This is a genomic window from Streptomyces sp. NPDC005775 (genome assembly GCF_042871565.1).
Lineage (GTDB): Bacteria > Actinomycetota > Actinomycetes > Streptomycetales > Streptomycetaceae > Streptomyces.
This window is the reverse complement of sequence record NZ_JBIAIU010000003.1, coordinates 307,708-328,204: the sequence shown is the minus strand read 5'-3', so window position 1 is coordinate 328,204 and position 20,497 is coordinate 307,708. Positions and strand designations below refer to the sequence as shown.

At 70.2% G+C, this 20,497-nt stretch carries 20 protein-coding genes and 1 pseudogene; 15 read left to right on the top strand and 6 right to left on the bottom strand.

Going from position 1 to position 20,497, the window contains the following annotated elements; all coding sequences use genetic code 11:
• Window positions 1–85 precede the first annotated feature (85 nt).
• The 6 genes from ACFYPA_RS08845 (at window position 86) to ACFYPA_RS08820 (ending at window position 6,110) form a co-directional block, all read left to right on the top strand.
• Window positions 86–1,096 carry an ABC transporter permease gene (locus ACFYPA_RS08845; RefSeq protein WP_359077351.1) on the top strand — a complete coding sequence of 337 codons (1,011 nt, stop codon included), beginning with the start codon at window positions 86–88 and terminating at the stop codon, window positions 1,094–1,096.
• The gene (locus ACFYPA_RS08840) at window positions 1,093–2,187 is read left to right on the top strand and encodes an ABC transporter ATP-binding protein (RefSeq protein WP_359077352.1); all 1,095 of its coding nucleotides are present in this window, start codon (window positions 1,093–1,095) and stop codon (window positions 2,185–2,187) included. Before ACFYPA_RS08845 ends, ACFYPA_RS08840 begins: the two co-directional genes overlap by 4 nt.
• Before the next feature lie 50 nt (window positions 2,188–2,237).
• Complete coding sequence (locus ACFYPA_RS08835) at window positions 2,238–3,464, top strand: dipeptide ABC transporter ATP-binding protein (RefSeq protein WP_359314473.1); 1,227 nt, start codon at window positions 2,238–2,240, stop codon at window positions 3,462–3,464.
• 18 nt (window positions 3,465–3,482) lie between these two features.
• Window positions 3,483–4,142 (top strand): trimeric intracellular cation channel family protein, encoded by a 660-nt coding sequence (locus ACFYPA_RS08830; RefSeq protein WP_359077354.1) that lies wholly within the window; start codon window positions 3,483–3,485, stop codon window positions 4,140–4,142.
• A 75-nt stretch (window positions 4,143–4,217) separates the two neighbouring features.
• Window positions 4,218–5,084, top strand: coding sequence for a thioesterase family protein (locus ACFYPA_RS08825; protein ID WP_359077355.1), 867 nt, complete (start codon window positions 4,218–4,220; stop codon window positions 5,082–5,084).
• A 36-nt stretch (window positions 5,085–5,120) separates the two neighbouring features.
• Window positions 5,121–6,110, top strand: coding sequence for a helix-turn-helix transcriptional regulator (locus ACFYPA_RS08820; RefSeq protein ID WP_389130683.1), 990 nt, complete (start codon window positions 5,121–5,123; stop codon window positions 6,108–6,110).
• Here the strand turns inward: ACFYPA_RS08820 and ACFYPA_RS08815 are convergent.
• The gene (locus ACFYPA_RS08815; RefSeq protein WP_359077359.1) at window positions 6,058–6,921 is read right to left on the bottom strand and encodes an alpha/beta hydrolase; all 864 of its coding nucleotides are present in this window, start codon (window positions 6,919–6,921) and stop codon (window positions 6,058–6,060) included. The two genes, ACFYPA_RS08820 and ACFYPA_RS08815, sit on opposite strands and share 53 nt — an antisense overlap.
• Before the next feature lie 9 nt (window positions 6,922–6,930).
• Window positions 6,931–7,584, bottom strand: a complete 654-nt coding sequence (locus ACFYPA_RS08810) for a TetR family transcriptional regulator (protein WP_359077360.1) — start codon at window positions 7,582–7,584, stop codon at window positions 6,931–6,933.
• 87 nt (window positions 7,585–7,671) lie between these two features.
• Between ACFYPA_RS08810 and ACFYPA_RS08805 the strand changes: the two genes are divergently transcribed.
• From ACFYPA_RS08805 to ACFYPA_RS08795, 3 genes are all read left to right on the top strand, one after another.
• Window positions 7,672–7,848 carry a hypothetical protein gene (locus ACFYPA_RS08805; protein WP_359077841.1) on the top strand — a complete coding sequence of 59 codons (177 nt, stop codon included), beginning with the start codon at window positions 7,672–7,674 and terminating at the stop codon, window positions 7,846–7,848.
• Between the two features lie 61 nt (window positions 7,849–7,909).
• Entirely contained in the window at window positions 7,910–8,257 is a 348-nt protein-coding gene (locus tag ACFYPA_RS08800; protein ID WP_359077362.1) for a DUF4190 domain-containing protein, read from the top strand.
• A 141-nt stretch (window positions 8,258–8,398) separates the two neighbouring features.
• The gene (locus tag ACFYPA_RS08795) at window positions 8,399–9,568 is read left to right on the top strand and encodes a cysteine desulfurase family protein (RefSeq protein ID WP_359077364.1); all 1,170 of its coding nucleotides are present in this window, start codon (window positions 8,399–8,401) and stop codon (window positions 9,566–9,568) included.
• 28 nt (window positions 9,569–9,596) lie between these two features.
• On the opposite strand, the gene ACFYPA_RS08790 is transcribed toward ACFYPA_RS08795, so the two are convergent.
• Complete coding sequence (locus tag ACFYPA_RS08790; protein WP_359349148.1) at window positions 9,597–10,274, bottom strand: N-acetylmuramoyl-L-alanine amidase; 678 nt, start codon at window positions 10,272–10,274, stop codon at window positions 9,597–9,599.
• A gap of 61 nt (window positions 10,275–10,335) precedes the next feature.
• On the opposite strand from ACFYPA_RS08790, the gene mnmA reads away from it, so the two are divergent.
• A complete protein-coding gene (gene mnmA / locus ACFYPA_RS08785) occupies window positions 10,336–11,472 on the top strand; it encodes a tRNA 2-thiouridine(34) synthase MnmA (RefSeq protein ID WP_389130678.1) in 1,137 nt (378 codons plus the stop codon).
• 6 nt (window positions 11,473–11,478) lie between these two features.
• On the opposite strand, the pseudogene ACFYPA_RS08780 reads toward mnmA, so the two are convergent.
• Both ACFYPA_RS08780 and ACFYPA_RS08775 read right to left on the bottom strand, forming a co-directional pair.
• A pseudogene (locus ACFYPA_RS08780) lies at window positions 11,479–12,365 on the bottom strand (GNAT family N-acetyltransferase).
• Between the two features lie 188 nt (window positions 12,366–12,553).
• On the bottom strand, window positions 12,554–13,180 hold the full coding sequence (locus tag ACFYPA_RS08775; RefSeq protein WP_389130675.1) for a TetR/AcrR family transcriptional regulator: 627 nt from the start codon (window positions 13,178–13,180) through the stop codon (window positions 12,554–12,556).
• A gap of 104 nt (window positions 13,181–13,284) precedes the next feature.
• Between ACFYPA_RS08775 and ACFYPA_RS08770 the strand changes: the two genes are divergently transcribed.
• The 5 genes from ACFYPA_RS08770 (at window position 13,285) to ACFYPA_RS08750 (ending at window position 20,307) form a co-directional block, all read left to right on the top strand.
• Window positions 13,285–14,112 carry an SDR family oxidoreductase gene (locus ACFYPA_RS08770; protein ID WP_389130672.1) on the top strand — a complete coding sequence of 276 codons (828 nt, stop codon included), beginning with the start codon at window positions 13,285–13,287 and terminating at the stop codon, window positions 14,110–14,112.
• Window positions 14,113–14,273: 161 nt separating this feature from the next.
• Window positions 14,274–15,524: an ATP/GTP-binding protein gene (locus tag ACFYPA_RS08765; RefSeq protein ID WP_389130669.1), complete on the top strand. Its 1,251-nt coding sequence runs from the start codon at window positions 14,274–14,276 to the stop codon at window positions 15,522–15,524.
• Window positions 15,521–16,354, top strand: coding sequence for an RloB family protein (locus ACFYPA_RS08760; protein ID WP_389130667.1), 834 nt, complete (start codon window positions 15,521–15,523; stop codon window positions 16,352–16,354). Before ACFYPA_RS08765 ends, ACFYPA_RS08760 begins: the two co-directional genes overlap by 4 nt.
• A gap of 109 nt (window positions 16,355–16,463) precedes the next feature.
• On the top strand, window positions 16,464–19,061 hold the full coding sequence (locus tag ACFYPA_RS08755) for an N-6 DNA methylase (protein WP_389130665.1): 2,598 nt from the start codon (window positions 16,464–16,466) through the stop codon (window positions 19,059–19,061).
• Entirely contained in the window at window positions 19,006–20,307 is a 1,302-nt protein-coding gene (locus tag ACFYPA_RS08750) for a restriction endonuclease subunit S (RefSeq protein ID WP_389130662.1), read from the top strand. Before ACFYPA_RS08755 ends, ACFYPA_RS08750 begins: the two co-directional genes overlap by 56 nt.
• Here the strand turns inward: ACFYPA_RS08750 and ACFYPA_RS08745 are convergent.
• Window positions 20,300–20,497, bottom strand: a complete 198-nt coding sequence (locus ACFYPA_RS08745) for a DUF397 domain-containing protein (protein ID WP_389130659.1) — start codon at window positions 20,495–20,497, stop codon at window positions 20,300–20,302. The two genes, ACFYPA_RS08750 and ACFYPA_RS08745, sit on opposite strands and share 8 nt — an antisense overlap.

Sequence of the window (20,497 nt, the reverse complement as noted above, 5' to 3'; positions counted from 1 at the left end):
CAGAATTGTCCTGAAAGGCAGGTGAAGGCACGGTGTCCGACCGCACGGGTAACCCCCGGCGAGGAGATACCGGCGCCGGATAGCTGTGGCTGCGTACATCATCCGACGCGTCTTCGGCGCGGTACTGCTGCTGTTGATCGTCAGCGCAGTCACCTTCGCGATCTTCTTCCTCGTCCCCCGACTGGCCGGGCAGACGATGGACCAATTGGCGGCCCAGTACGTGGGCAAGGACGCCAATCCGCAGTCCATCCTCGCGGTCAAGCAGAACCTCGGCCTCGACCAGCCGCTGTACATCCAGTACTGGCACTTCCTCAAGCAGTTGTTCGTCGGCGCCGACTTCCAGTTCGGCCCCGAGGCCACCCACTGCGGCGTGCCGTGCTTCGGCTACTCCTTCAAGCGCCACGTCGAGGTCTGGCCCGAGCTGACCGCGCGCATTCCGGTCACGTTCTCCCTGGCCATCGGTGCCGCGGTGATCTGGCTGATCAGCGGTGTGGCCATCGGTGTCATCTCCGCGCTCAAGCGGGGCTCGATCCTCGACCGCTTCTTCATGACGATCGCCCTCGCCGGCGTCTCCCTCCCGATCTTCTTCACCGGCATGCTCGCGCTGGGTGTGCTGACGGTGCAATGGCCGATCTGGGAAGGCGTCAACTACGTGGCCTTCACCGACAGTCCACTGGACTGGGCGTGGAACATGCTGATCCCGTGGTGTTCGCTGGCCTTCCTCTACTCCGCGCTCTACGCCCGCATCACCAGAGCCGGGATGCTGGAGACGATGGGCGAGGACTACATCCGTACGGCCCGTGCCAAGGGCCTCAGGGAGAGCAAGGTCATCGGCAAGCACGGTCTGCGGGCCGCGCTCACCCCGATCGTCACCATCTTCGGCATGGACTTCGGTCTGCTGGTCGGCGGCGCCGTCATCACCGAGACCGTGTTCTCCTTCCCCGGCCTCGGCCAGTACGCCATCAAGAGCGTGCAGGAGAACGACCTGCCGATCGTGATGGGCGTGACGCTCGTCGCCGCCTTCTTCATCGTCATCTGCAATCTGCTGGTGGATCTGGTGTACGCCGCCATCGACCCCAGGGTGAGGCTTTCGTGACCGAGGTTTCCAAGGCACAGACCGCGGTGGTGGGAGAGCCCGCCACCGCCGCGCGGGCCGGCAGCGATGACGCCTTCCTCTCCGTGCGGGACCTGCGCATCCACTTCAAGACCGACGACGGCCTGGTCAAGTCGGTCGACGGTGTCAGCTTCGACGTGAAGCCCGGACAGACCCTCGGCATCGTGGGCGAGTCCGGCTCCGGCAAGTCCGTCACCTCGCTCGGCGTGCTCGGTCTGCACCGCACGGCCCCCAACGCCCGTATCTCCGGCGAGGTCTGGCTGGACGGCGAGGAGCTGATCGGCGCGTCCGACGACCGGGTGCGGGAGCTGCGCGGCCGCAAGATGGCCATGATCTTCCAGGACCCGCTCTCCGCGATGCACCCGTACTTCTCGGTCGGCGCGCAGATCGTGGAGGCGTACCGGGTCCACAACAAGGTCAGCAAGAAGGTCGCCCGCACCCGGGCCATCGAGATGCTCGACCGCGTCGGCATCCCCGAGCCCCACAAGCGGGTCGACTCCCATCCGCACGAGTTCTCCGGCGGTATGCGCCAGCGCGCCATGATCGCGATGGCCCTGGTCAACAACCCGGAACTGCTCATCGCCGACGAGCCGACCACCGCCCTGGACGTCACCGTCCAGGCGCAGATCCTGGACCTGATCCGGGACCTGCAGAAGGAGTTCGGCTCCGCCGTCATCATGATCACCCATGACCTCGGGGTCGTCGCCGAGATGGCCGACGAGCTCCTGGTGATGTACGGCGGCCGGTGCATCGAGCGCGGTCCGGCGGAGAAGGTCTTCTACGAGGCCCAGCACCCGTACACCTGGGGTCTGCTCACCTCGATGCCGCGCATCGACCGCGAGCAGACCGAGCGGCTGATCCCCGTCAAGGGCCAGCCGCCGTCGCTGATCAACGTCCCCTCCGGCTGCGCCTTCAACCCGCGCTGCCCGTACGCGGACATCCCCAAGGACAACCTCACCCGCACGACGCGTCCCGAGCTGGAACTGGTCGGCGACGGCCACTTCTCCGCCTGCCACATGGCACCGGAGGAGCGGTCCCGGATCTGGACCGAAGAGATTGCGCCGAAGCTGTGAGCGAGGCGAGTGATGTGAGCGACGTGAGCGAGAAGAAGGATCCCCCGGTGCTGGAGAAGGACGTGAAGATCCCGGAGCAGGCGACCTCCACGCGCGAGCCGCTGCTCAGGGTCGAGGGCCTGGTCAAGCACTTCCCGATCCGCAAGGGCCTGCTGGGACGGCAGAGCACCTCGGTCAAGGCCGTCGACGGCATCGACTTCGAGGTGTACCCGGGGGAGACCCTCGGCGTCGTCGGCGAGTCCGGCTGCGGCAAGTCGACGATGGGCCGGCTCATCACCCGGCTGATCGAACCGTCGGGCGGCAAGGTCGAGTTCCAGGGCCGGGACATCACGCACCTGTCCATGGGGAAGCTGCGGCCGATGCGCCGCGACGTCCAGATGATCTTCCAGGACCCGTACTCCTCGCTGAACCCGCGGCACACGATCGGCACGATCGTCAGCGCGCCGTTCAGGCTCCAGGGTGTCGAGCCCGAGGGCGGTCTGAAGAACCACGTCCAGGAGCTGCTGTCGCTGGTCGGGCTCAGCCCCGAGCACTACAACCGCTACCCGCACGAGTTCTCCGGCGGCCAGCGCCAGCGCATCGGCATCGCCCGCGCGCTCGCCCTGCGCCCGAAGCTGGTCGTCGCCGACGAGCCGGTCTCGGCGCTGGACGTGTCGATCCAGGCGCAGGTGGTGAACCTGCTGGACGACCTCCAGGAGGAGCTCGGCCTCACATACGTGATCATCGCGCACGACCTCTCCGTCATCCGCCACGTCTCGGACCGCATCGCGGTCATGTACCTGGGCAAGATCGTCGAGCTGGCCGACCGCAAGTCGCTGTACGCGGCGCCCATGCACCCGTACACCAAGGCCCTGATGTCCGCGGTGCCGGTGCCGGACCCGCGGCGGCGCGGGGCGAAGAGCGAGCGCATCCTGCTCAAGGGCGATGTGCCCTCGCCGATCTCGCCGCCCAGCGGCTGCCGCTTCCACACGCGGTGCTGGAAGGCGACGGAGATCTGCAAGACGCAGGAACCGCCGCTGATCGCGCTGAAGACGGGCCACCAGGTCGCCTGCCACCACCCGGAGAACGCCGAGGACCAGGCGCCGGGCCAGCAGGTGCTGGCCGGGGCCCGGGAAGCGGTCGAGCTGGTCTCGGTCGCGAAGGCGGAGCCGGTCGCGGAGGCGGACGCGGAAGCGCAGTCCGACATGGAGGCCGAGCCGGTCGCGGAGGCGGAGCCCGACGCGAAGCCCGACGCCGCAACACCCTCGGGAGCCTCCGAGGACAGCCCCAAGGAGTAGTACCGGCACAATTGCCCGGTGCTCAACGAACTGTTCACGCCCTCCGTCCAGCATGCGCTCGACATCGTCGGAATCTTCGTCTTCGCGATCTCCGGCGCTCTGCTCGCCGTACGCAAGAACTTCGATGTCTTCGGCATCGCGGTGCTCGCCGAGGTGACCGCGCTGGGCGGGGGGCTGTTCCGTGACGTGATCATCGGTGCGGTGCCGCCCGCCGCCTTCACGGACCTCGGGTACTTCACCACCCCGCTGCTCGCCGCCGGCCTGGTCTTCTTCCTGCACCCGCAGGTCGAAAGGATCCAGCTCGGTGTCAACGTCTTCGACGCGGCCGGCCTCGGGCTCTTCTGCGTCACGGGGACGGTGAAGGCGTACGACTACGGCCTCGGGCTGACCGCGTCCGCGGCGCTCGGCCTGACCACCGCGGTCGGCGGCGGTGTACTGCGCGACGTGCTGGCCAACGAGGTGCCGTCGCTGCTGCGCTGGGACCGCGACCTGTACGCGGTGCCCGCCATCGTGGGGGCGGTCATGATCGTGCTCTGCATCCGCTTCGAGGCCCTCAACGCCTTCACCAGCGGCTGTGCGGTGCTCACGGCGTTCGCCCTGCGGTTGCTGGCGTTGCGCTATCACTGGCGGGCCCCGCGCGCCTACAACCGGCGCTCCGCGGCGGCGGACGAGGGATAGTGCCGCGGTTTCCGTCGGCTCCTGAGCCGAAGAAAAAGCTACCGCTCAGTAACGCTATCGATGTACGGTGCTTGCATGGCACAGGCAGCAACGCAGGCGGCACCGACCGCCCAGGCATCCATCGGTGACAGCGAGTTCGACCGGGACACCGCCGTCACCCTCCGCGAGGAAGGCGTCTACGACGCCGAGCTCTCCGCGGGCTGGACGATCATCCACGCCGTCAACGGCGGCTATCTGCTGGCCATGCTCGGCCGCGCCCTCGGTGAGGCGCTGCCGCACACGGACCCCTTCTCGGTCTCCGCGCACTACCTCACCGCGTCCGTCCCCGGCCCCGCGGTGATCCGCACCCAGACCGTCCGCAGCGGGCGCACCCTCTCCACCGGCCAGGCCTCCCTCTTCCAGTACGCCGAGGACGGCACCGAGGTCGAGCGCATCCGGGTCATCGCCACCTACGGCGACCTGGACGCCCTGACCGACGACATCCGTACGTCGGCCCAGCCTCCGGCCATCCCGCCCCGCGAGCAGTGCCTCGGCCCGAGCGACGGCCCCGCCCCGATCCCCGGCAGTTCCGCCATCACCGAGCGGCTCGACATCAAGCTCGACCCGGCGACCATCGGCTGGGCCATCGGTCAGCCCTCCGGCAAGGGCGAGATGCGCGGCTGGTTCGGGCTCGCGGACGGCCGCGACGCCGACCCGCTCTCGCTGCTCCTCACCGTGGACGCGCTGCCGCCGACATCGTTCGAACTCGGGCTCAAGGGCTGGACGCCGACCATCGAACTCACCACCCACATCCGGTGCCGCCCCGCCCCCGGGCCCCTGCGTGTGTCCATCACCACCCGCAACCTGGCGGGTGGCTTCCTGGAGGAGGACGCGGACGTCTGGGACAGCGCGGACCGACTGGTCGCCCAGTCCCGCCAACTGGCCCGCGCCCCGCGCAGCTGACGCCCGCACCGCCCGGCGCCGGGGGATGCTGGAGCGGTGAAATCCGACCGGCTGCTCTCGATCCTGCTGCTGCTCCAGACCCGTGGGCTGGTGCCCGCGACCGAGCTGGCCGAGCGCCTCGATGTCTCCGTACGCACCATCTACCGGGACGTCGAGGCGCTCTCCGCGTCCGGCGTGCCCGTCTACGCCGAACGCGGCCGCCACGGAGGCATCGCCCTGCTGCCGGGCTTCCGCACCGACGTCACCGGACTGACCGCTGACGAGTCGCGCGCCCTGTTCGTCCTGGCCGCGGACGGCGCCCACGCCGCGCTCGGCCTCGACGAGGCGATCGGCTCCGCCCTGCGCAAGGTGATGGCGGCGCTGCCCGCTCCGCACCGTCCCGCCGCCGAGCTGACCAGCCGGCGGATCCTCGTCGACCCGGTGCGCTGGATGCGCGGCCGGCGCACCGCCGTCGACATCGGCGACCTGCACGACGCCGTGTTCGCCGACCGTCGGCTGCACCTGCACTACCGGCACAGCGGTACGCGGGCCGTCCGCACCTACACCGTCGATCCGTACGGCCTGGTGGTGAAGGCGGGCGTCTGGTACCTGGTCGCCGACCGCGACGGGGAGCCCCGGCTCTTCCGCGCCGACCGGGTGCGGGAGGCCGCCCTCACCGGGGACCCGGTGATCCGCAGGCCCGGCGTGGAGCTGGCACAGGTCTGGGAGGAACTGCGGCAGCAGGTGGAGCAGCGGCAGGGCCGGGAGACCCTGCGGGTGCGGGTCCACCGCTCCCGGCTCGACCTCTTCCTGCGGCTGCACACGGGCGTGCTCACGGGGGAGCCGAGACCCGAGGACGGGGACGGGTGGGTGCGGGCCGAACTCGCCGTGGAGTCGGTGGAGTGGGCGCGCTCCCTGCTCTCCTTCGGCCCCAACGTCGAGGTGCTGGCCCCGCCCGAGGCCCGCGCGGTGCTCGCCGCACACGCCGCCGCGGTCATGGCGCTGTACGGGGAGCCGGGGCCGGGGGAGTGCGCAGGAAGCGGCTGAGCGCGGCGGTCAGTTCCGCGGGGGCGTCCTCCTGCACGAGATGGCCGGCTCCGTCGATGATCCGCAGCTCGCTGCCGGGGACGAGGGCGGCCAGTTCGCGGCCGCGGGCGACCGGGATCCAGGTGTCCTCGGCGCCCCAGCAGATCAGCACCGGCAGGGCGAGCTCCCCGTAACGGTGCTGGATCTCGTCGGTGAACCGCTGGTCGTTCTGGCTGATCTGCCGGTAGAAGGCCGCCTGCCCCGCCCCGGTGCACCAGGGCGCGACGAGCCGGTCCAGGACCGCCGGTGGCAGCCCGGGGCCGCTGGCGGAACGCACGTACTCCCGCACCAGCGCCCGGTGCAGCGCGGGCGTCAACTGTCCGAAGACCTCCGGGTGTCCGCCGAGCAGCCGGTACGTGGGAGAACCCCAGGGCCCCAGTGCCACCGGGTCTACCAGGGCGAGGCAGCGGTAGCGGGCGCCGTGCAGCAGGTGGGCTCGCAGGGCGACGCAGCCACCGAAGTCATGGGCGATCACGGCGGGTTCGGACAGCTCCCAGTGACCGAGGAGATCGGTGAGGACCCGGGCCTGGGAGCCGAGCGAGACGTCCTGGCCGTCGAACTGTGCGGAGTCGCCGTACCCGGGCAGATCCCAGACGAACACCCGATGGTCCTGGGCCAGTGCCCGGGCCACGCCGCGCCAGACGTACGACGAGAAGGGTGTGCCGTGCACCAGCACGACGGGCGGCGCTTCCGCGTTTCCGAGGGCTGCCCAGCGGACCTCCCCGGCGGAGCTGTGGAACGTACGGTCCAGGGCCCATGCGTCGTCGCTCATGAGGGCAGCCTAGGGCGCTCCGTAAGCCGATGAAGGGGGTGGCGGCCCGTCCAGCCAGTGCAGGCGGCCGAGAGTGACCAGCCGCAGGCGGCGCCGGGCGACCCGGGCCACCTGGGCGGCGCCCTCCGGGCCGGCGTCCAGCATGGCCGAGGCGGTGATCACCATGTGGTCGACGTAGAGACCGCCCAGCATCAGCAGATCCTCCTCGTTCCAGCCCCGTGACTCGGGCTCGTCCGCGAGCGCCGCCGCCACCTCCTCGGCGAACCGCCCCAGCTGCGCCGCGATGGCCTCGCGGACCGGGCCCACTCCGCCGTGCTGCTCGCGGGCGATGAAGAGGAAGTGGGCGGGCTGCGCGCGGACATGGCGCGTTATCAGGTCGACACTGCGGTCCAGCCGGACCTCGCTGTCCCCGGTCTCGGCGAGGATCGCGCCGATCATTCCGTGCAGGCTGCCCAGCGTCTGCTCGACCAGGGCGACGCCCAGCGCGGCGATGTCGTCGAAGTGCCGGTAGAAGGCCGTGGGCGTGACACCCACGGCTCGTGTCACCTCGCGCAGCCCCAGGCTGCTCAGGCTCTGGTGCTCCAGCAGCCCGAGGGCGGCGTCCAGGAGTGCCTGCCGTGTCTTCAGCTTCTGGGTCTGGCGGATGCCGGCGGTGTGACTCATGCCATTCAGTAAACAACTGTTCTCCGGAGCGGGGAAGCGGGGTGCGGGTCTAGACTGACAAGTCAGTGAACACTCGTACTCCCAATCATGGAAAGGCTGACCATGATCGTCCTCGTCGCCGCCCTGCTCCTGCTGGGGATCGTGCTGGGAGCGGTGGCCCAGATCCCGCTTTCGCTTTCCCTGGCGCTGGGCGTCCTGATCGGCTGCTGGCTGCTGGTCTTCGCCGTACGCGAGCGGGCGGGTGCGCGTCGCCGTTCCCGGTGACCGCCCGCACCTGCGCCAGGCCGCCCGTCGCACCGCATCCCGACCCGAAGGAGTCCGCACCATGACCCTCACCGCGTTCGCCCGCCGCTCCGAGACCGCCGCCCGGCCCCCCGTCGGCGACACCACCGCCCCGGTGGGCCCGTCATCGCCGGCCGCCCCGGTCAAGCGGTCCACCCGGGACGCGGACGGTCTCGCCGTCGCGTCCTTCGTGCTCGGCCTCGTGGGCCTCCTGGTGATGAATCTGCTGCTCGGCCCGATGGCCATCGTCATGGCGATCATCGCGCTGACCCGCTCCACCGCCCGTCGCGGCCGCGCCCTGCTCGGGCTCGCGCTCGGGGTCGCCGACCTGGTCATCCTCGCCTTCCTCGTCACGGGAGACGGCGCCGTCGCCTGGAACTTCGGCGGCTGACAGAGCCCGCACACCGACCCGGCCCCACCGGATCGGGCTCCGGAGCGGGACGGTCCGGACGGGCCTTCAGCGGTGCGCGGGCCCCGGGACCCGATGCGCCCGCCGTACGCCCCGCCGCGGGCTCGTAGAATCGAGCCCACCATGGCTTACCTCGACCACGCCGCGACCACGCCGATGCTGCCGGAGGCGATCGCGGAGATGACCGCGCAGCTCGCCGTCACCGGCAACGCGTCCTCACTCCACGCCGCCGGGCGCCGGGCCCGCCGTACCGTCGAGGAGTCCAGAGAGACCCTCGCCGACGCCCTCGGCGCCCGCCCCAGCGAGGTGGTCCTCACCTCCGGCGGCACCGAGTCGGACAACCTCGCGGTGAAGGGCCTGTACTGGGCCCGCCGCGACGCCGACCCCCGCCGCACCCGGATCCTGGCCAGCCCCGTCGAGCACCACGCGGTGCTGGACGCTGTCGACTGGCTCGCCGAGCACGAGGGTGCGACCGTCGAATACCTCCCGGTCGACCGGTACGGCCGCGTCCACCCCGAGGCGCTGCGCGAAGCGCTGGCCCGTCACCCCGACGACGTCGCGATGATCACCGTGATGTGGGCGAACAACGAGATCGGCACGGTCATGCCGGTACGGGAACTGGCCGAGGTCGCCCGCGAGTTCGACGTCCCCATGCATGCCGACGCGGTACAGGCCTTCGGGCAGCTCGAAGTCGACTTCGCCCGCTCCGGACTGGCCGCGATGACCGTGAGCGCGCACAAGATCGGCGGCCCGTCCGGCGTCGGCGCACTGCTGCTCGGCCGCGAGTACACCCCCGTGCCCGTGCTGCACGGCGGCGGGCAGGAACGCCATGTGCGCTCCGGCACGCTGGACGTGCCCGGCGTCGCCGCGTTCGCCGTCGCGGGACGGCTCGCCGCCGACGGGCGCGCGGACTTCGCCCGGCAGATCGGCGGACTCCGCGACGAGCTGGCCGCGGCCGTCCTGGCCCGGGTCCCCGACGCGATCCTCGGCGGCGACCCGGCCCCGGGGGGCCGGCTCCCGGCCAACGCGCACTTCACCTTCCCCGGCTGCGAGGGCGACTCGCTCCTGCTGCTGCTGGACGCCCAGGGCATCGAGTGCTCCACCGGCTCCGCCTGCACGGCCGGGATCGCCCAGCCCAGCCACGTCCTGCTGGCGACGGGCACCGATCCGGACCTGGCCCGCGGCACCCTGCGCTTCTCGCTGGGCCACACCTCGACCGAGCAGGACGTCGAGGACGTGGCGCGGGCGATCGGCCCGGCGGTGGAACGGGCGAGGACGGCGGGGCTGAGCTGACGGGGGCCGGGCGGGCCGGGCCCCCGCCTCAGGCCTTCGCCGCCCGCACCAGCTTCATGTACCGGCCCCAGTCCCAGTGCTTCCCCGGGTCCGTGTGGTCGGCCCCCGGCACCTCCACATGCCCGATGACGTGCTCGCGGTCCACCGGTATGTCGTACCGCTCGCATATCGCCGCGGTGAGCCGGGCGGAGGCCCCGTACATCGCGGCGGTGAAGCCCTGCGGGCGGTCCACGAAGCCCTCGTGCTCGATGCCCACACTGCGTTCGTTGTAGTCGCGGTTGCCCGCGTGGAACGCCACGTCCAGCTCGCGGATCATCTGCGTCACATGACCGTCCTTGCGCACCACGTAGTGCGCGGCGGCCCCGTGCCCCGGGTCCTGGAAGGCCCGGACCGCGCTGTCGAAGCCGCCCTGTGTGATGTGGATGACCACGCGGTCGATGTCGTAGTCGTCGGGGCGGTCCGCCCGCCGCCAGTTCGCCTCGGAGGCCGCGGTCCACGTCGCCCGCGCGTAGTCCACCTCGCCCGGCTTGCGCGGCTTCTCCACGCCGGGCAGCCGCCACCAGGCCCGCTTCAGCTGGTCCCGCGCCAGCGTCGCCGTGCCCGCCGCCGTGACGACGCCGCCGATCAGCACCGCGCGCCGGCTGATGCCGCTGCCGGTACCCGATCCCGCGGGGCCCTTGGCGCCCGCCGTCCCCTTGCTCCCCATGTGAGCGACAACGCTTATCCGCGAGCATTCGGTTCCCGGAGCCCCGTACCCTGGGGGAGCTATGACTCAGACTTCCCAGCGCCCCCTCCGTGTGCTCGCCGCCATGTCGGGCGGTGTCGACTCCGCCGTGGCGGCGGCCCGCGCCGCCGAGGCGGGCCATGACGTGACCGGTGTGCACCTCGCCCTGTCGGCCAACCCGCAGTCCTTCCGGACCGGGGCCCGGGGCTGTTGCACGATCGAGGACTCCCGCGACGCCCGCCGTGCCGCGGACGTCATCGGCATCCCCTTCTACGTCTGGGACCTCGCGGAACGTTTCCGCGAGGACGTCGTGGAGGACTTCGTCGCCGAGTACGAGGCGGGCCGCACGCCCAACCCGTGCCTGCGCTGCAACGAGAAGATCAAGTTCGCGGCCCTGCTCGACAAGGCCCTGGCGCTCGGCTTCGACGCGGTGTGCACCGGCCACTACGCCACCGTCGTGCTCGCCGAGGACGGCAGCCGCGAGCTGCACCGCGCCTCCGACATGGCCAAGGACCAGAGCTATGTGCTGGGCGTCCTGGACGAGCGCCAGCTCGCCCACGCCATGTTCCCGCTCGGCGACACCCTCACCACCAAGGACGAGATCCGCGCCGAGGCCGAGCGCCGCGGTCTCGCCGTCGCCAAGAAGCCCGACAGCCACGACATCTGCTTCATCGCCGACGGCGACACGCAGGGCTTCCTGGCGGACCGCCTCGGCGGCACGGCGGAGGGCGACATCCTCGACGAGTCCGGTACGAAGCTCGGCACCCATGACGGCGCCTTCGGCTTCACCATCGGCCAGCGCAAGGGCCTGCGCATCGGCCACCCGGCCGCCGACGGCAAGCCGCGCTACGTCCTGGACATCTCGCCGGTGAACAACACGGTGACCGTCGGTCCGGTCGAGGCCCTCGACGTCACCGCCCTCACCGCGATCAAGCCCCGCTGGTGCGGCACCCCGCCCTCCGGCCCCGGCACGTACACCGCCCAGCTGCGCGCCCACGGCGGCGAGACCGAGGTGAGCGCCGAGCTGGTGGACGGGACGCTGAGCGTCGAGTTCGCCGAGCCGGTACGGGGAGTGGCCCCGGGCCAGGCGGTCGTGCTGTACGACGGGACGCGCGTGGTCGGGTCGGCGACGATCGCTACGACGGTGCGGCGGGAGACGGCCGCGGCCGCTTCCGACTGAGTGCCCCTAGCCGGTCTGTGGCGCGCCGTAGGAGAACCGGTGCCCGGCGAAGTCGGCGACATGGATGAACCCGATGCGCTGGTAGAGGGCGTTGCTGGTGGGGTTGTCCGGGTCCGTGAACAGGACGACGTCCGTGGCGCCCGCGGCCAGGGCCGCCCTGCTCGCCTCGGCCGTCACGGCTCCCGCGTAGCCATGGCCGCGGAGGCGGACCGGGGTGTAGACGGGGTCCACGCGGACCATGCCGCCGACGAGCGAGGTCGCGGCCGCCATCGAGACGGGGATGCCGTCCGGGGTCTCCCAGAACGTGAAGTGCCGGTCGCCGAAACGCGAGTCGTCCCAGGACTCGGCGTCGATCAGATCGATGGAGGGCTGCTCCCCGACATCGACGCAGAACTCACGGCACCAGCGCACGACTTGCTCGCGGTCCCCGCCGCCCGCCGTGCGCCCCTGGCCCTCCGGCCGCGGCAGCGGGGGAGTGAGCGTGCCGAGACGGTAGAGATGCGTGCGCCAGAAGGGCAGGGACACCGCCCCCGTGTGCCGCCGCCACGACTCGGCGAAAGCGCCGGCGGTGTCCTGGTCGGCGATGACGTGGGCGGGGAGAGGCCGAGGTCCGCCAGCTGGGCGGCGAGCGCGCCGGTCCGCTCGGGGGACAGGGGCGTGAGACCCGGGCGGCCACGCGGAGTGAGGTAGAGGATCGCGACGACGCTGCCTCCCGACTCCAGCCGGCCGAACACGGCGGCTTCGGCGTCGTGGCCGACGGCCCCTTGTGTCCGCAGCTTCTCGATGTCCGTCAGGGGCGTGTTGTGCAGTGCGGGGCGCGAGTGCAGGAAGTCTCCGGCTCGGGCGAGGAAGTCGTCAACGTCTTGGGTGAGGTGCCAGCCGTCCGGGAGCATGCCCCATGATCTCGGACGGCTGGCGCCAGATGCAGCCCCCTATGCCCGCGCGGCAACGCCCGACCCCTGTACGGGTGTGACCGCGCGGGGTGCTCGGCCCCCGGCAGGGCGTCCGCCGGCAGCCGGGTCGACGCCCTCGTGGTGGCCGGGGCCGGGCGCGGCGAGGCCCGCCCCGCTCATGGCCGGCTCTACGGCGCCCGGACCGCACCGGACGGTGACTTCGCGGGGGGCGCGGTCAGCCCGGCGGTCACGAAGGCGATGACGGTGGCCGCGCGCGGGAACGGGGCCGCTGCCCTGGGCGGCCCGGCGAGCGGCCGCCCGTACGTTTCCAGCACGAGGCTGAACGCCAGCCCGCAGCGCTCGGAGACCTCGTGCACCGACAGCTCCGGCAGTGTGCGGCCGATCATGACCTCGAACGGGGCGGGCAGGAACTGCGCGGAGACGTGGGTGAGCTGCCCGGTCGGCAGGGCCGCCCGCGCGAGCAGGTGACAGAGCATGCGGCCGTCCCCGGTGCTCACCAGTTCCGCGAAGGGCTCGACGAGAGCGACCACCAGGTCGCGCACCGAGGGCGCGGCGGCCGGGCCGTGCAGCAGCTGCGCCATGCGGTCCGTCCACAGAGGCCGTAGCTCTTCCTCCAGGAGCGCGGCGATCAGTCCCTCCCGCGAACCGAAGTGGTAGTGCGCCGCACCGGGATTGAGGCCTGCCTCCATGTTGATGGCGCGGACGGACACCTGGTCGGGCGACTTCTCCAGGAACAGCTTCTTTGCCGCGTTCAGGAGTCTCTCGCGGGTCGAGGCATCGGGTTGCCGGCTCATGCGCACATTGCAGCACAGACCACGGCGACACTCCAATCACTGATTGAGTTATGTTTGAAACGTGAGGCCGCGAGAGTCGCGACCCCTTGCAGAGGAGCAGCGCCATGGGCACCATCGTCGTCACCGGATCCGCGTCGGGCATGGGGGCGGCGAGCGCCGAACGGCTGCGCGCGTCCGGCCACCGGGTGATCGGCGTGGACCTGCGTTCCGCCGATGTCGTCGCCGACCTCGGCACCCCGGCAGGCCGGCAGGGCGCGATAGCCGAGATCCTCGAACTGAGCGGCGGTGTCCTGGACGGCGTGGCCGCCGTCGCCGGCGTCGGACCGAGCATGCGGGACACGGCCGCCGTCGCGTCGATCAACTACTTCGGCCCCGTGGAACTGCTGAACGGAGTGCGCGGGGCGCTGGAACGCTCGGACGCCCCGCGCGCCGTCGTGATCAGCTCGAACTCCGCCAGCACCGTCCCGATGATCGATGACGCACTGGTGGAGCTGATGCTCGGCGGGGACGAGGAAGCCGCCCGCGCGCACGCCGCGACCGCGCAGAGCGCGATGCCGGCGGCGCTTCTCGAACAGAGCCCCAGCATCTCCGCCTACGCCACGTCGAAGCTGGCCCTCGCGCACTGGGTCCGCCGCACGGCGGTCACCCCGGAATGGGGCCGCAAGGGCATCCTGCTCAACGCCATCGCCCCCGGTGCCGTCCTCACGCCCCTGATGACGGGCTCCACGGGCGCCGACAAGGACTTCGACCCGGACTCCTTCCCGACCCCCATGCCGCTGGGCATCTTCGGTCAGCCGGACGACATCGCCTTCTGGGTGGAGCAGTTCCTGCGCCCCGAGGCCCGCTTCACCACGGGCGCCGTGCTGTACGTCGACGGCGGCACGGACGCCGCGATGCGCCCGACGGCCCAGCCTTCCGCCCTGCGCCGCTGACCGGGGGCGTTCCCCCAGGGCGGCGGGCTGAAGGGCCGGGGCTGGCACGCCCGGTGCCGGCGTCATAGGCTGCACGTGCGGATCGTCCGCATGCGGTGTACGTACGACGGGGTCAGCCTCCCCGTCCTGTCGGGAGGCCGAGGGTGCTACTGCGTTTCCGGGTGGCGAATCACCGCTCGATCCGCGATGAGTGCGAGCTGTCGCTCATCGGACCGGATCACGGTGACGGCAACGCCCGAGTGACCGGACTCCGTCACGACGGGCACGAGGTCTCGGCCCTCCCGGTCCTGGGTATCTTCGGCTCCAATGCGGCGGGCAAGAGCAACATGCTCAGCGCACTGTCCGACATGCGCCATGCGGTCCGGACATCCTTCGCCGACTGGACGAAGTCGCCCGGCGTGCCGCGCGAGCCCTTCAAGCTCGACCCCGCGTGCGCGGAGGAGACCAGCCTGTTCGAGGTCGACCTCTCCCTCGGCCGCAGCGCTACCCGCTTCACGTACGGCTTCGAGCTCTCGGACGAGCGCGTCGAGGCCGAATGGCTGCACGCTTACCCCGGGGGCAAGCGGGAGACCTGGTTCGACCGCGAAGCGGGGCGTCCCGAGGAGGAAGGCGGGGAGTTCGTCTTCGAGGGCGATGGCTTCACCGGGAATCGCGAACTCCTGGAGTCCGTCACGCGGCCCGATTCCTTGTTCCTGTCCACCGCCGCCACCCTGAACGACCGCCAACTCTCCTCGTTGCACCGCTGGTTCCTGGACAACCTGTGGCTGGTCACACCTGGTGAAGATGTCGGACACCGCACCAAGTGGACGCTGGACCTCATCGAGCAGAACGCGAAGGACGGGTACCGCGAGCGGGTCCTGCATCTGCTGGCCGCCGCCGATCTCGGCGTCACCGGCATGGAGGTCGACCCGGAGACCGGAGCCGTCAGGCTGCGGCACCGCACCGGAGACGGAACCGACACCCCGCTGGACTTCCTCACTGAGGAGTCCTTCGGCACCCACGCATGGTTCGCCTTTCTCGGGCCGATGTTCACCGTGCTCGACAAGGGCGCGGTGCTGCTCGTGGACGAGCTGGACTCCTCCCTGCACCCGACACTGGCGGCGGAGGTCGTGCGGATCTTCCAGGACCCGAAGGCCAACCCGCGCAACGCCCAGCTCATCTTCACCACGCACGACGCCACCCTCCTGGGCAGCGAGGTGCTGGACCGGCCACTGGGCCGCGACCAGGTCTGGATCGCGGCCAAGGACCGGTCGGGCGCGACGGAGATCTATCCGCTGACCGCCGCCCACCCGAAGGACGGCGAGAACCTGGAGCGCGGCTATCTGCGCGGGCGTTACGGCGGCGTGCCCCGCGTCAGCGCGGGCGAGATCGCCCGCGAACTGTCCTGGCAGGAGGAGAAGGCAACAGCGTGAGTACGCGGGGCGGGCAGCAGGGACAGCACGGTGCCGAGGAGCAGGCGGACGAGCCGCCCCGGCGGAAGCGTAAGAGCCGCAAGGGCGAAGAGAAGCCCCTCGTGGCTCCCGCGCCACCGCCTCCGGCTGATACGCGGGCGCAACGCGTGCTGTACGTCGGCTGCGAGGGCGAGTCCACCGAGCCGGACTATCTCAACTACCTCAACGAACGCTTCGGGGACGGCAGCCTCACCGGCGGACGGCGGTTCCGCATCCAGCCGGTGTTCGCCAAGAACGGGATGACGCCGGCCAGGGCGGTCGCCAAGGTCCAGGAGAAGGCGGAGGAGGACGAGGCATGGGCCCTCTTTGACAGGGACCAGCACCACGACATTCCCGAGGCGCTGGAACTGGCGGCTGAGACGGGCACCGAGGTCTGCTTCTCGCACCCTTCGTTCGACCTGTGGTTGCTGCTCCACTTCCAGGCGTTCGGCGGCAAGCGCAGTGGGAGCAGCAAGGACGTGGTGGACGCGTTGCGGCAGGCGGACCCGGCCTTCAAGAACTTCGACAAGCGGAATGACAAGAGCGTCAAGGACGGGCGTCGTGAGGCACTGAAGAAGAAGGAGTCAGCCGCCGTCCGTCATGCGCGGAGCATGGTCGACCAGTGCGAGCACAGCGCCAGGTGCAAGGTGAAGTCCACCCGGAAGGACCGTTACCAATGGGTCGGCGCCCCCGAGCGCCCCGATCCTCTGATCCCGCACTCGGGCCACGCCGCCGACTGCCCGGTCCTCGACCGCGACCCGTCCACCGATGTCTGGCGGCTGCTGGTGAGCCTCGAAATCGTGGACGCCTGATCGCTCGGGAGGCAGCCCGATCGGACCATCGGTCCTCACCGGATCCGAGGGCCGTCTACGCTTCCCTGAGCATCCCGATCCGCTCACCGTACGTACGAAGGAATGGCGCGTGGCCAGAATCACCTTGCCCGAGCTCGAACGGCACCTGTATTCGGCCGCCGACATCCTGCGGGGTCGGATGGACGCCTCCGAGTACCGGGACTACATCTTCGGGATGCTCTTCCTGAAGCGCGCCTCGGACGAGTTCCAGCCGGAGTGGGAGCGGGTGCACCGCGAGCACCTGGAGCGGACGAAGGACGAGACGAAGGCGCTGACGAGGGCCAACGACCCGGATTCGTACACCAGCGTCTTCTACGTCCCGCCCCGGGCGCGCTGGTGGAACGGCCCCCACGTCGACCCTGCGGCCCCGGACAATCCTGCGCCCGGCATCCAGAACCTCACCGACAAGGTCGGCGAGCGGCTCGACCAGGCGATGGTCGCGCTGAGCGAGGGCAACGAGCGTCTCGCCGGTGTGACCACCCACATCAGCTTCAACGAGGTCGTCGGCACCAAGCCCCGCTTCACCGATGCCGAACTGTCCCAGCTGATCCGCCACTTCACGCTCTACCGGCTGCGCAACGAGGACTTCGAGTTCCCCGACATGCTGGGCGCTGCCTACGAGTATTTGCTGGGAGAGTTCGCCGACTCGGCCGGGCAGAAGGGCGGGGAGTTCTACACCCCGCGTGCTGTCGTACGCATGATGGTCCGACTCGTCGACCCGAAGGCCCAGGAGTCCGTCTACGACCCGTGCGCCGGCTCCGGCGGCATGCTGATCGCGGCCCGTGAGCATGTGGAGGAGCACGGTGAGGACCCGACGCACCTCTCGGTCAACGGCCAGGACAAGAACGGCCCCTCCTGGTCCATGGCCAGCATGAACATGGTGCTGCACGGCATCAGGGAGTTCGACCTCAAGCACGGTGACACCCTCACCGAACCGCTGCATTTCCAGCCGGGTACCACGCAGCTGCGCCGGTTCACGAAGGTCCTCTCCAACCCGCCGTTCTCCCTGAACTACGACGCCTCTCTGGTCAGGAAGGCCGATGAAGACCACGGGAAGCGGATGAAGCACTGGGCGCCGGAGGGCGGCAAGAAGGCCGACCTCATGTTCGTCCAGCACATGGTGGCGGTGCTGGAGGAACGGGGCGTCGCGGCGATCGTCATGCCGCATGGGGTGCTGTTCCGGGGCGGCAAGGAGCGCGACATCCGCGAGCAGCTCCTGAGGGACGACTGCATCGAGGCGGTCATCGGCCTCGGTCCGAACCTGTTCTACGGGACGGGCATTCCGGCCTGCGTGCTGGTGCTCCGCCGCCCGCACCGCAAGCGCACGGGCCGGGTGGGCAAGGTTCTCTTCATCAACGCCGACCGGGACTTCACGGTGGGCCGGAACCAGAACGAGCTCCGTCCGGAGCACGTCGAGAAGATCGTCACCACGTACGAGCAGTGGCGCCAGATCCCCCGGTACTCGTGCGAGGTCGAGGTGGAGGACCTACTGGCGGCGGAGGCCAATCTCAACATCCGCCGCTGGGTGGACAACTCGCCGCCCGCCGAGCCTCAGGACGTACGGGCTCATCTGTACGGCGGGGTCCCGGTGACCGAGGTCGCGGACCGGGCGGAGCTGTTCCGTTCGTTCGGTGTGGACGCGACGGAGCTGTTCGCGGTAAGGGACGGCGACCCGGACTACTACGACTTCCTGCCGGAGGGACCGGACGCGACGGCGGCCCGCATCCCGTGGCTGGCGGAGAAGAAGAAGTCCGAGCTGGACGAGGTGTACGCCGGGTGGTGGGAGGCCCACGCGCCGCTGTTCGCGGGGCTTGCGGCGGACCGTGAGCTGATGAAGCTGCGGAGCGGGCTGCTGGACTCGTTCAAGCGGGACATCGGCGCCGTCGGCGTGATCGACGAGTTCACCACGGCCGGCATCATCGCCGACTGGTGGGCCACCAACCGCTACGACATGAAGGCGCTGGCCGCGGGCGGATTCGAGCGGGTGCTGACGGGGTGGGTCGACTCGGTCGAGGCGATCGTCGAGCCGGTGATCCCGGACGACGACAGCACGACCCGTAAGACGACGGTCACGGCACTCGACCGCCGCCGCGCCATGGACCAGCCCGTCGTGCGCGTGTTGATCCCGGAGTTCCTGGACGCGGTGACGACGGCGGACAAGACGGTCGCCGAGGCGGATGTGGCGTACAAGACGGCGCTGGAGGCGCTGGCCGAGGCGAAGGGGCCGGTGCCGGCGGACGGGGACGAGGACGCGGCTGCGGAGGACGCGGACGGAGTCGAGCCGGAGGAGGACGCCGCTCAGGTGGCCTCGGCGGAGGAGATCGCCGTGCTGGCCGATGATGTCGCGGCCGACAAGAAGGCCCTGGCGGCGGCCAGGAAGAAGCGGAAGGGCTTGGACGAGGTGTTCCTGCCCCAGCTGCGGGCCGCGCGGGATGTGGTGAGGGACGCGGAGAAGGGCGGCCCGGAGCGGGTGGTCCTGGAGGTGCTGGACGGTGACCTGTCCGGGCGTCTGGACTCGGCTGCGGCCGGGCGACGGCGCGAGTTGGTGGCGGCGTTCCGTGGGTGGGCGGACAAGTACGCGGTGTCGCTTGCCGACCTGGAGGCGGAGAGCGATGGGGCTGCGGGCGAGTTGGGAAAGTGGCTGGAGGAGCTGGGCTATGCGCGTTGAGACTGAGCGCAAGCGCGCCTCTCTGTCGGCTGGCTGGCGGCGGCTGCGACTCGCAGATGCGGGACAGTGGCGGTCGGGCGGGACTCCCAGCACGTCGAACGCTGCCTACTGGGACGGTGATATCCCGTGGATCAGTGGCGCAAGCATGAAGGACTTCCACGTCACGGACTCCGCACGCCGCCTTACCCTGCTAGGCGCGAAGAACGGGTCGAGACTGGCTGAACCGGGTACGACACTATTCGTAGTGCGGGGCATGAGCCTCAAGTCGGAGTTCAGAATCGGTGTTGCTGAGCGGCAGGTGGCATTCGGACAAGACGTCAAGGCCTTGATCCCCGCCGACGGCATTGATCCCCATTTCCTTGCTTACGCGATCCGGGTTCGTACGCCGGAGATCCTGAGCATGGTCGAAGAGACCAGCCATGGCACAGGCCGTTTGGACACTGCACGCCTCAAGGAACTGGAAATCGGCGTCCCGTCGATGGACGAGCAGCGGCGAATCATCGCCGTGCACGCCGCCTTCGAGCGACGGATCGGCGCCCTGGAACAGGTGCTGAGCAAGCTGGACGTTGCGCGTGAGGCTCTGTCTGCCCAAGCTCTGGGTGATGGCCAAGGGGAGGGCTGGCCCCGTCGACCCCTGGATGAGGTAGCCGCAGTGGCCGCAGGGGTGACCCTTGGATCCGAGCCTGTTGGTGAGGGGACTATAGAGCTCCCGTACCTTCGCGTGGCAAATGTGCTAGATGGTCGCATCGACACTGCGGAAGTGAAGTCGGTCCGAATTCTCCAGGCGCAGCGCGAGCGGTTCGCTCTTCGCAAAGGAGATCTGCTTCTCACCGAAGGTGGAGACCTGGACAAGCTGGGGCGAGGCGCGGTCTGGGACGGGCGTATCGACGTGTGCTTGTACCAGAACCATGTTTTCCGCGTTCGATGCGGCGCGCGGATGTTGCCGGACTTTCTTGCCTTGTATACATCGTCGGCCGAGGGGCGGTCCTACTTCCAGCGTGTGGGTAAGCAGACGACCAATCTGGCCTCGATTAACTCGACGCAGGTAAAGAAGATGCCCGTCCCTGTGCCGCCGATTGAGGAGCAGGAGCGATTGCTGAGCCCGATTCGTTCGGTACGTAGCCGGATTTCGGTGATCGAGCGGCATATCGCGAAACTGCGGGTGGTCCAGCAAGGAGCTGTCGAAGACTTGCTTGGCGGGAAGACAAGCGCCCTGTCGCAGCGGCAGGTTGCCCCGACTAGCTGAGGCCACTTTTCTCGGCCTTCAACCCGCGCACGAGTGCGCGCAGCGCAGCCCGGCTTGTCGTCAGGACGGAAGCCGGGCTGTCGCTCTCCCGGAGCGCGATGCCTTCCGTTTCAGGCCAAGCGGCAACCTCGACGCAGTTGTTACCGCCCCCGCCGCAGAACGACGAGCGCTGCCAGTCATTTTCTGTCAC

What these genes read in the sequence shown, in the direction of transcription:
- ACFYPA_RS08825 (WP_359077355.1), top strand. Translation starts at nt 4,218, where the DNA reads ATGGCACAGGCAGCAACGCAGGCGGCACCGACCGCCCAGGCATCCATC.
- ACFYPA_RS08815 (WP_359077359.1), bottom strand. Translation starts at nt 6,921, where the DNA reads ATGAGCGACGACGCATGGGCCCTGGACCGTACGTTCCACAGCTCCGCC.
- ACFYPA_RS08810 (WP_359077360.1), bottom strand. Translation starts at nt 7,584, where the DNA reads ATGAGTCACACCGCCGGCATCCGCCAGACCCAGAAGCTGAAGACACGG.
- ACFYPA_RS08805 (WP_359077841.1), top strand. Translation starts at nt 7,672, where the DNA reads ATGGAAAGGCTGACCATGATCGTCCTCGTCGCCGCCCTGCTCCTGCTG.
- ACFYPA_RS08800 (WP_359077362.1), top strand. Translation starts at nt 7,910, where the DNA reads ATGACCCTCACCGCGTTCGCCCGCCGCTCCGAGACCGCCGCCCGGCCC.
- ACFYPA_RS08795 (WP_359077364.1), top strand. Translation starts at nt 8,399, where the DNA reads ATGGCTTACCTCGACCACGCCGCGACCACGCCGATGCTGCCGGAGGCG.
- ACFYPA_RS08790 (WP_359349148.1), bottom strand. Translation starts at nt 10,274, where the DNA reads ATGGGGAGCAAGGGGACGGCGGGCGCCAAGGGCCCCGCGGGATCGGGT.
- mnmA (WP_389130678.1), top strand. Translation starts at nt 10,336, where the DNA reads ATGACTCAGACTTCCCAGCGCCCCCTCCGTGTGCTCGCCGCCATGTCG.
- ACFYPA_RS08775 (WP_389130675.1), bottom strand. Translation starts at nt 13,180, where the DNA reads ATGAGCCGGCAACCCGATGCCTCGACCCGCGAGAGACTCCTGAACGCG.
- ACFYPA_RS08770 (WP_389130672.1), top strand. Translation starts at nt 13,285, where the DNA reads ATGGGCACCATCGTCGTCACCGGATCCGCGTCGGGCATGGGGGCGGCG.
- ACFYPA_RS08750 (WP_389130662.1), top strand. Translation starts at nt 19,006, where the DNA reads ATGGGGCTGCGGGCGAGTTGGGAAAGTGGCTGGAGGAGCTGGGCTATG.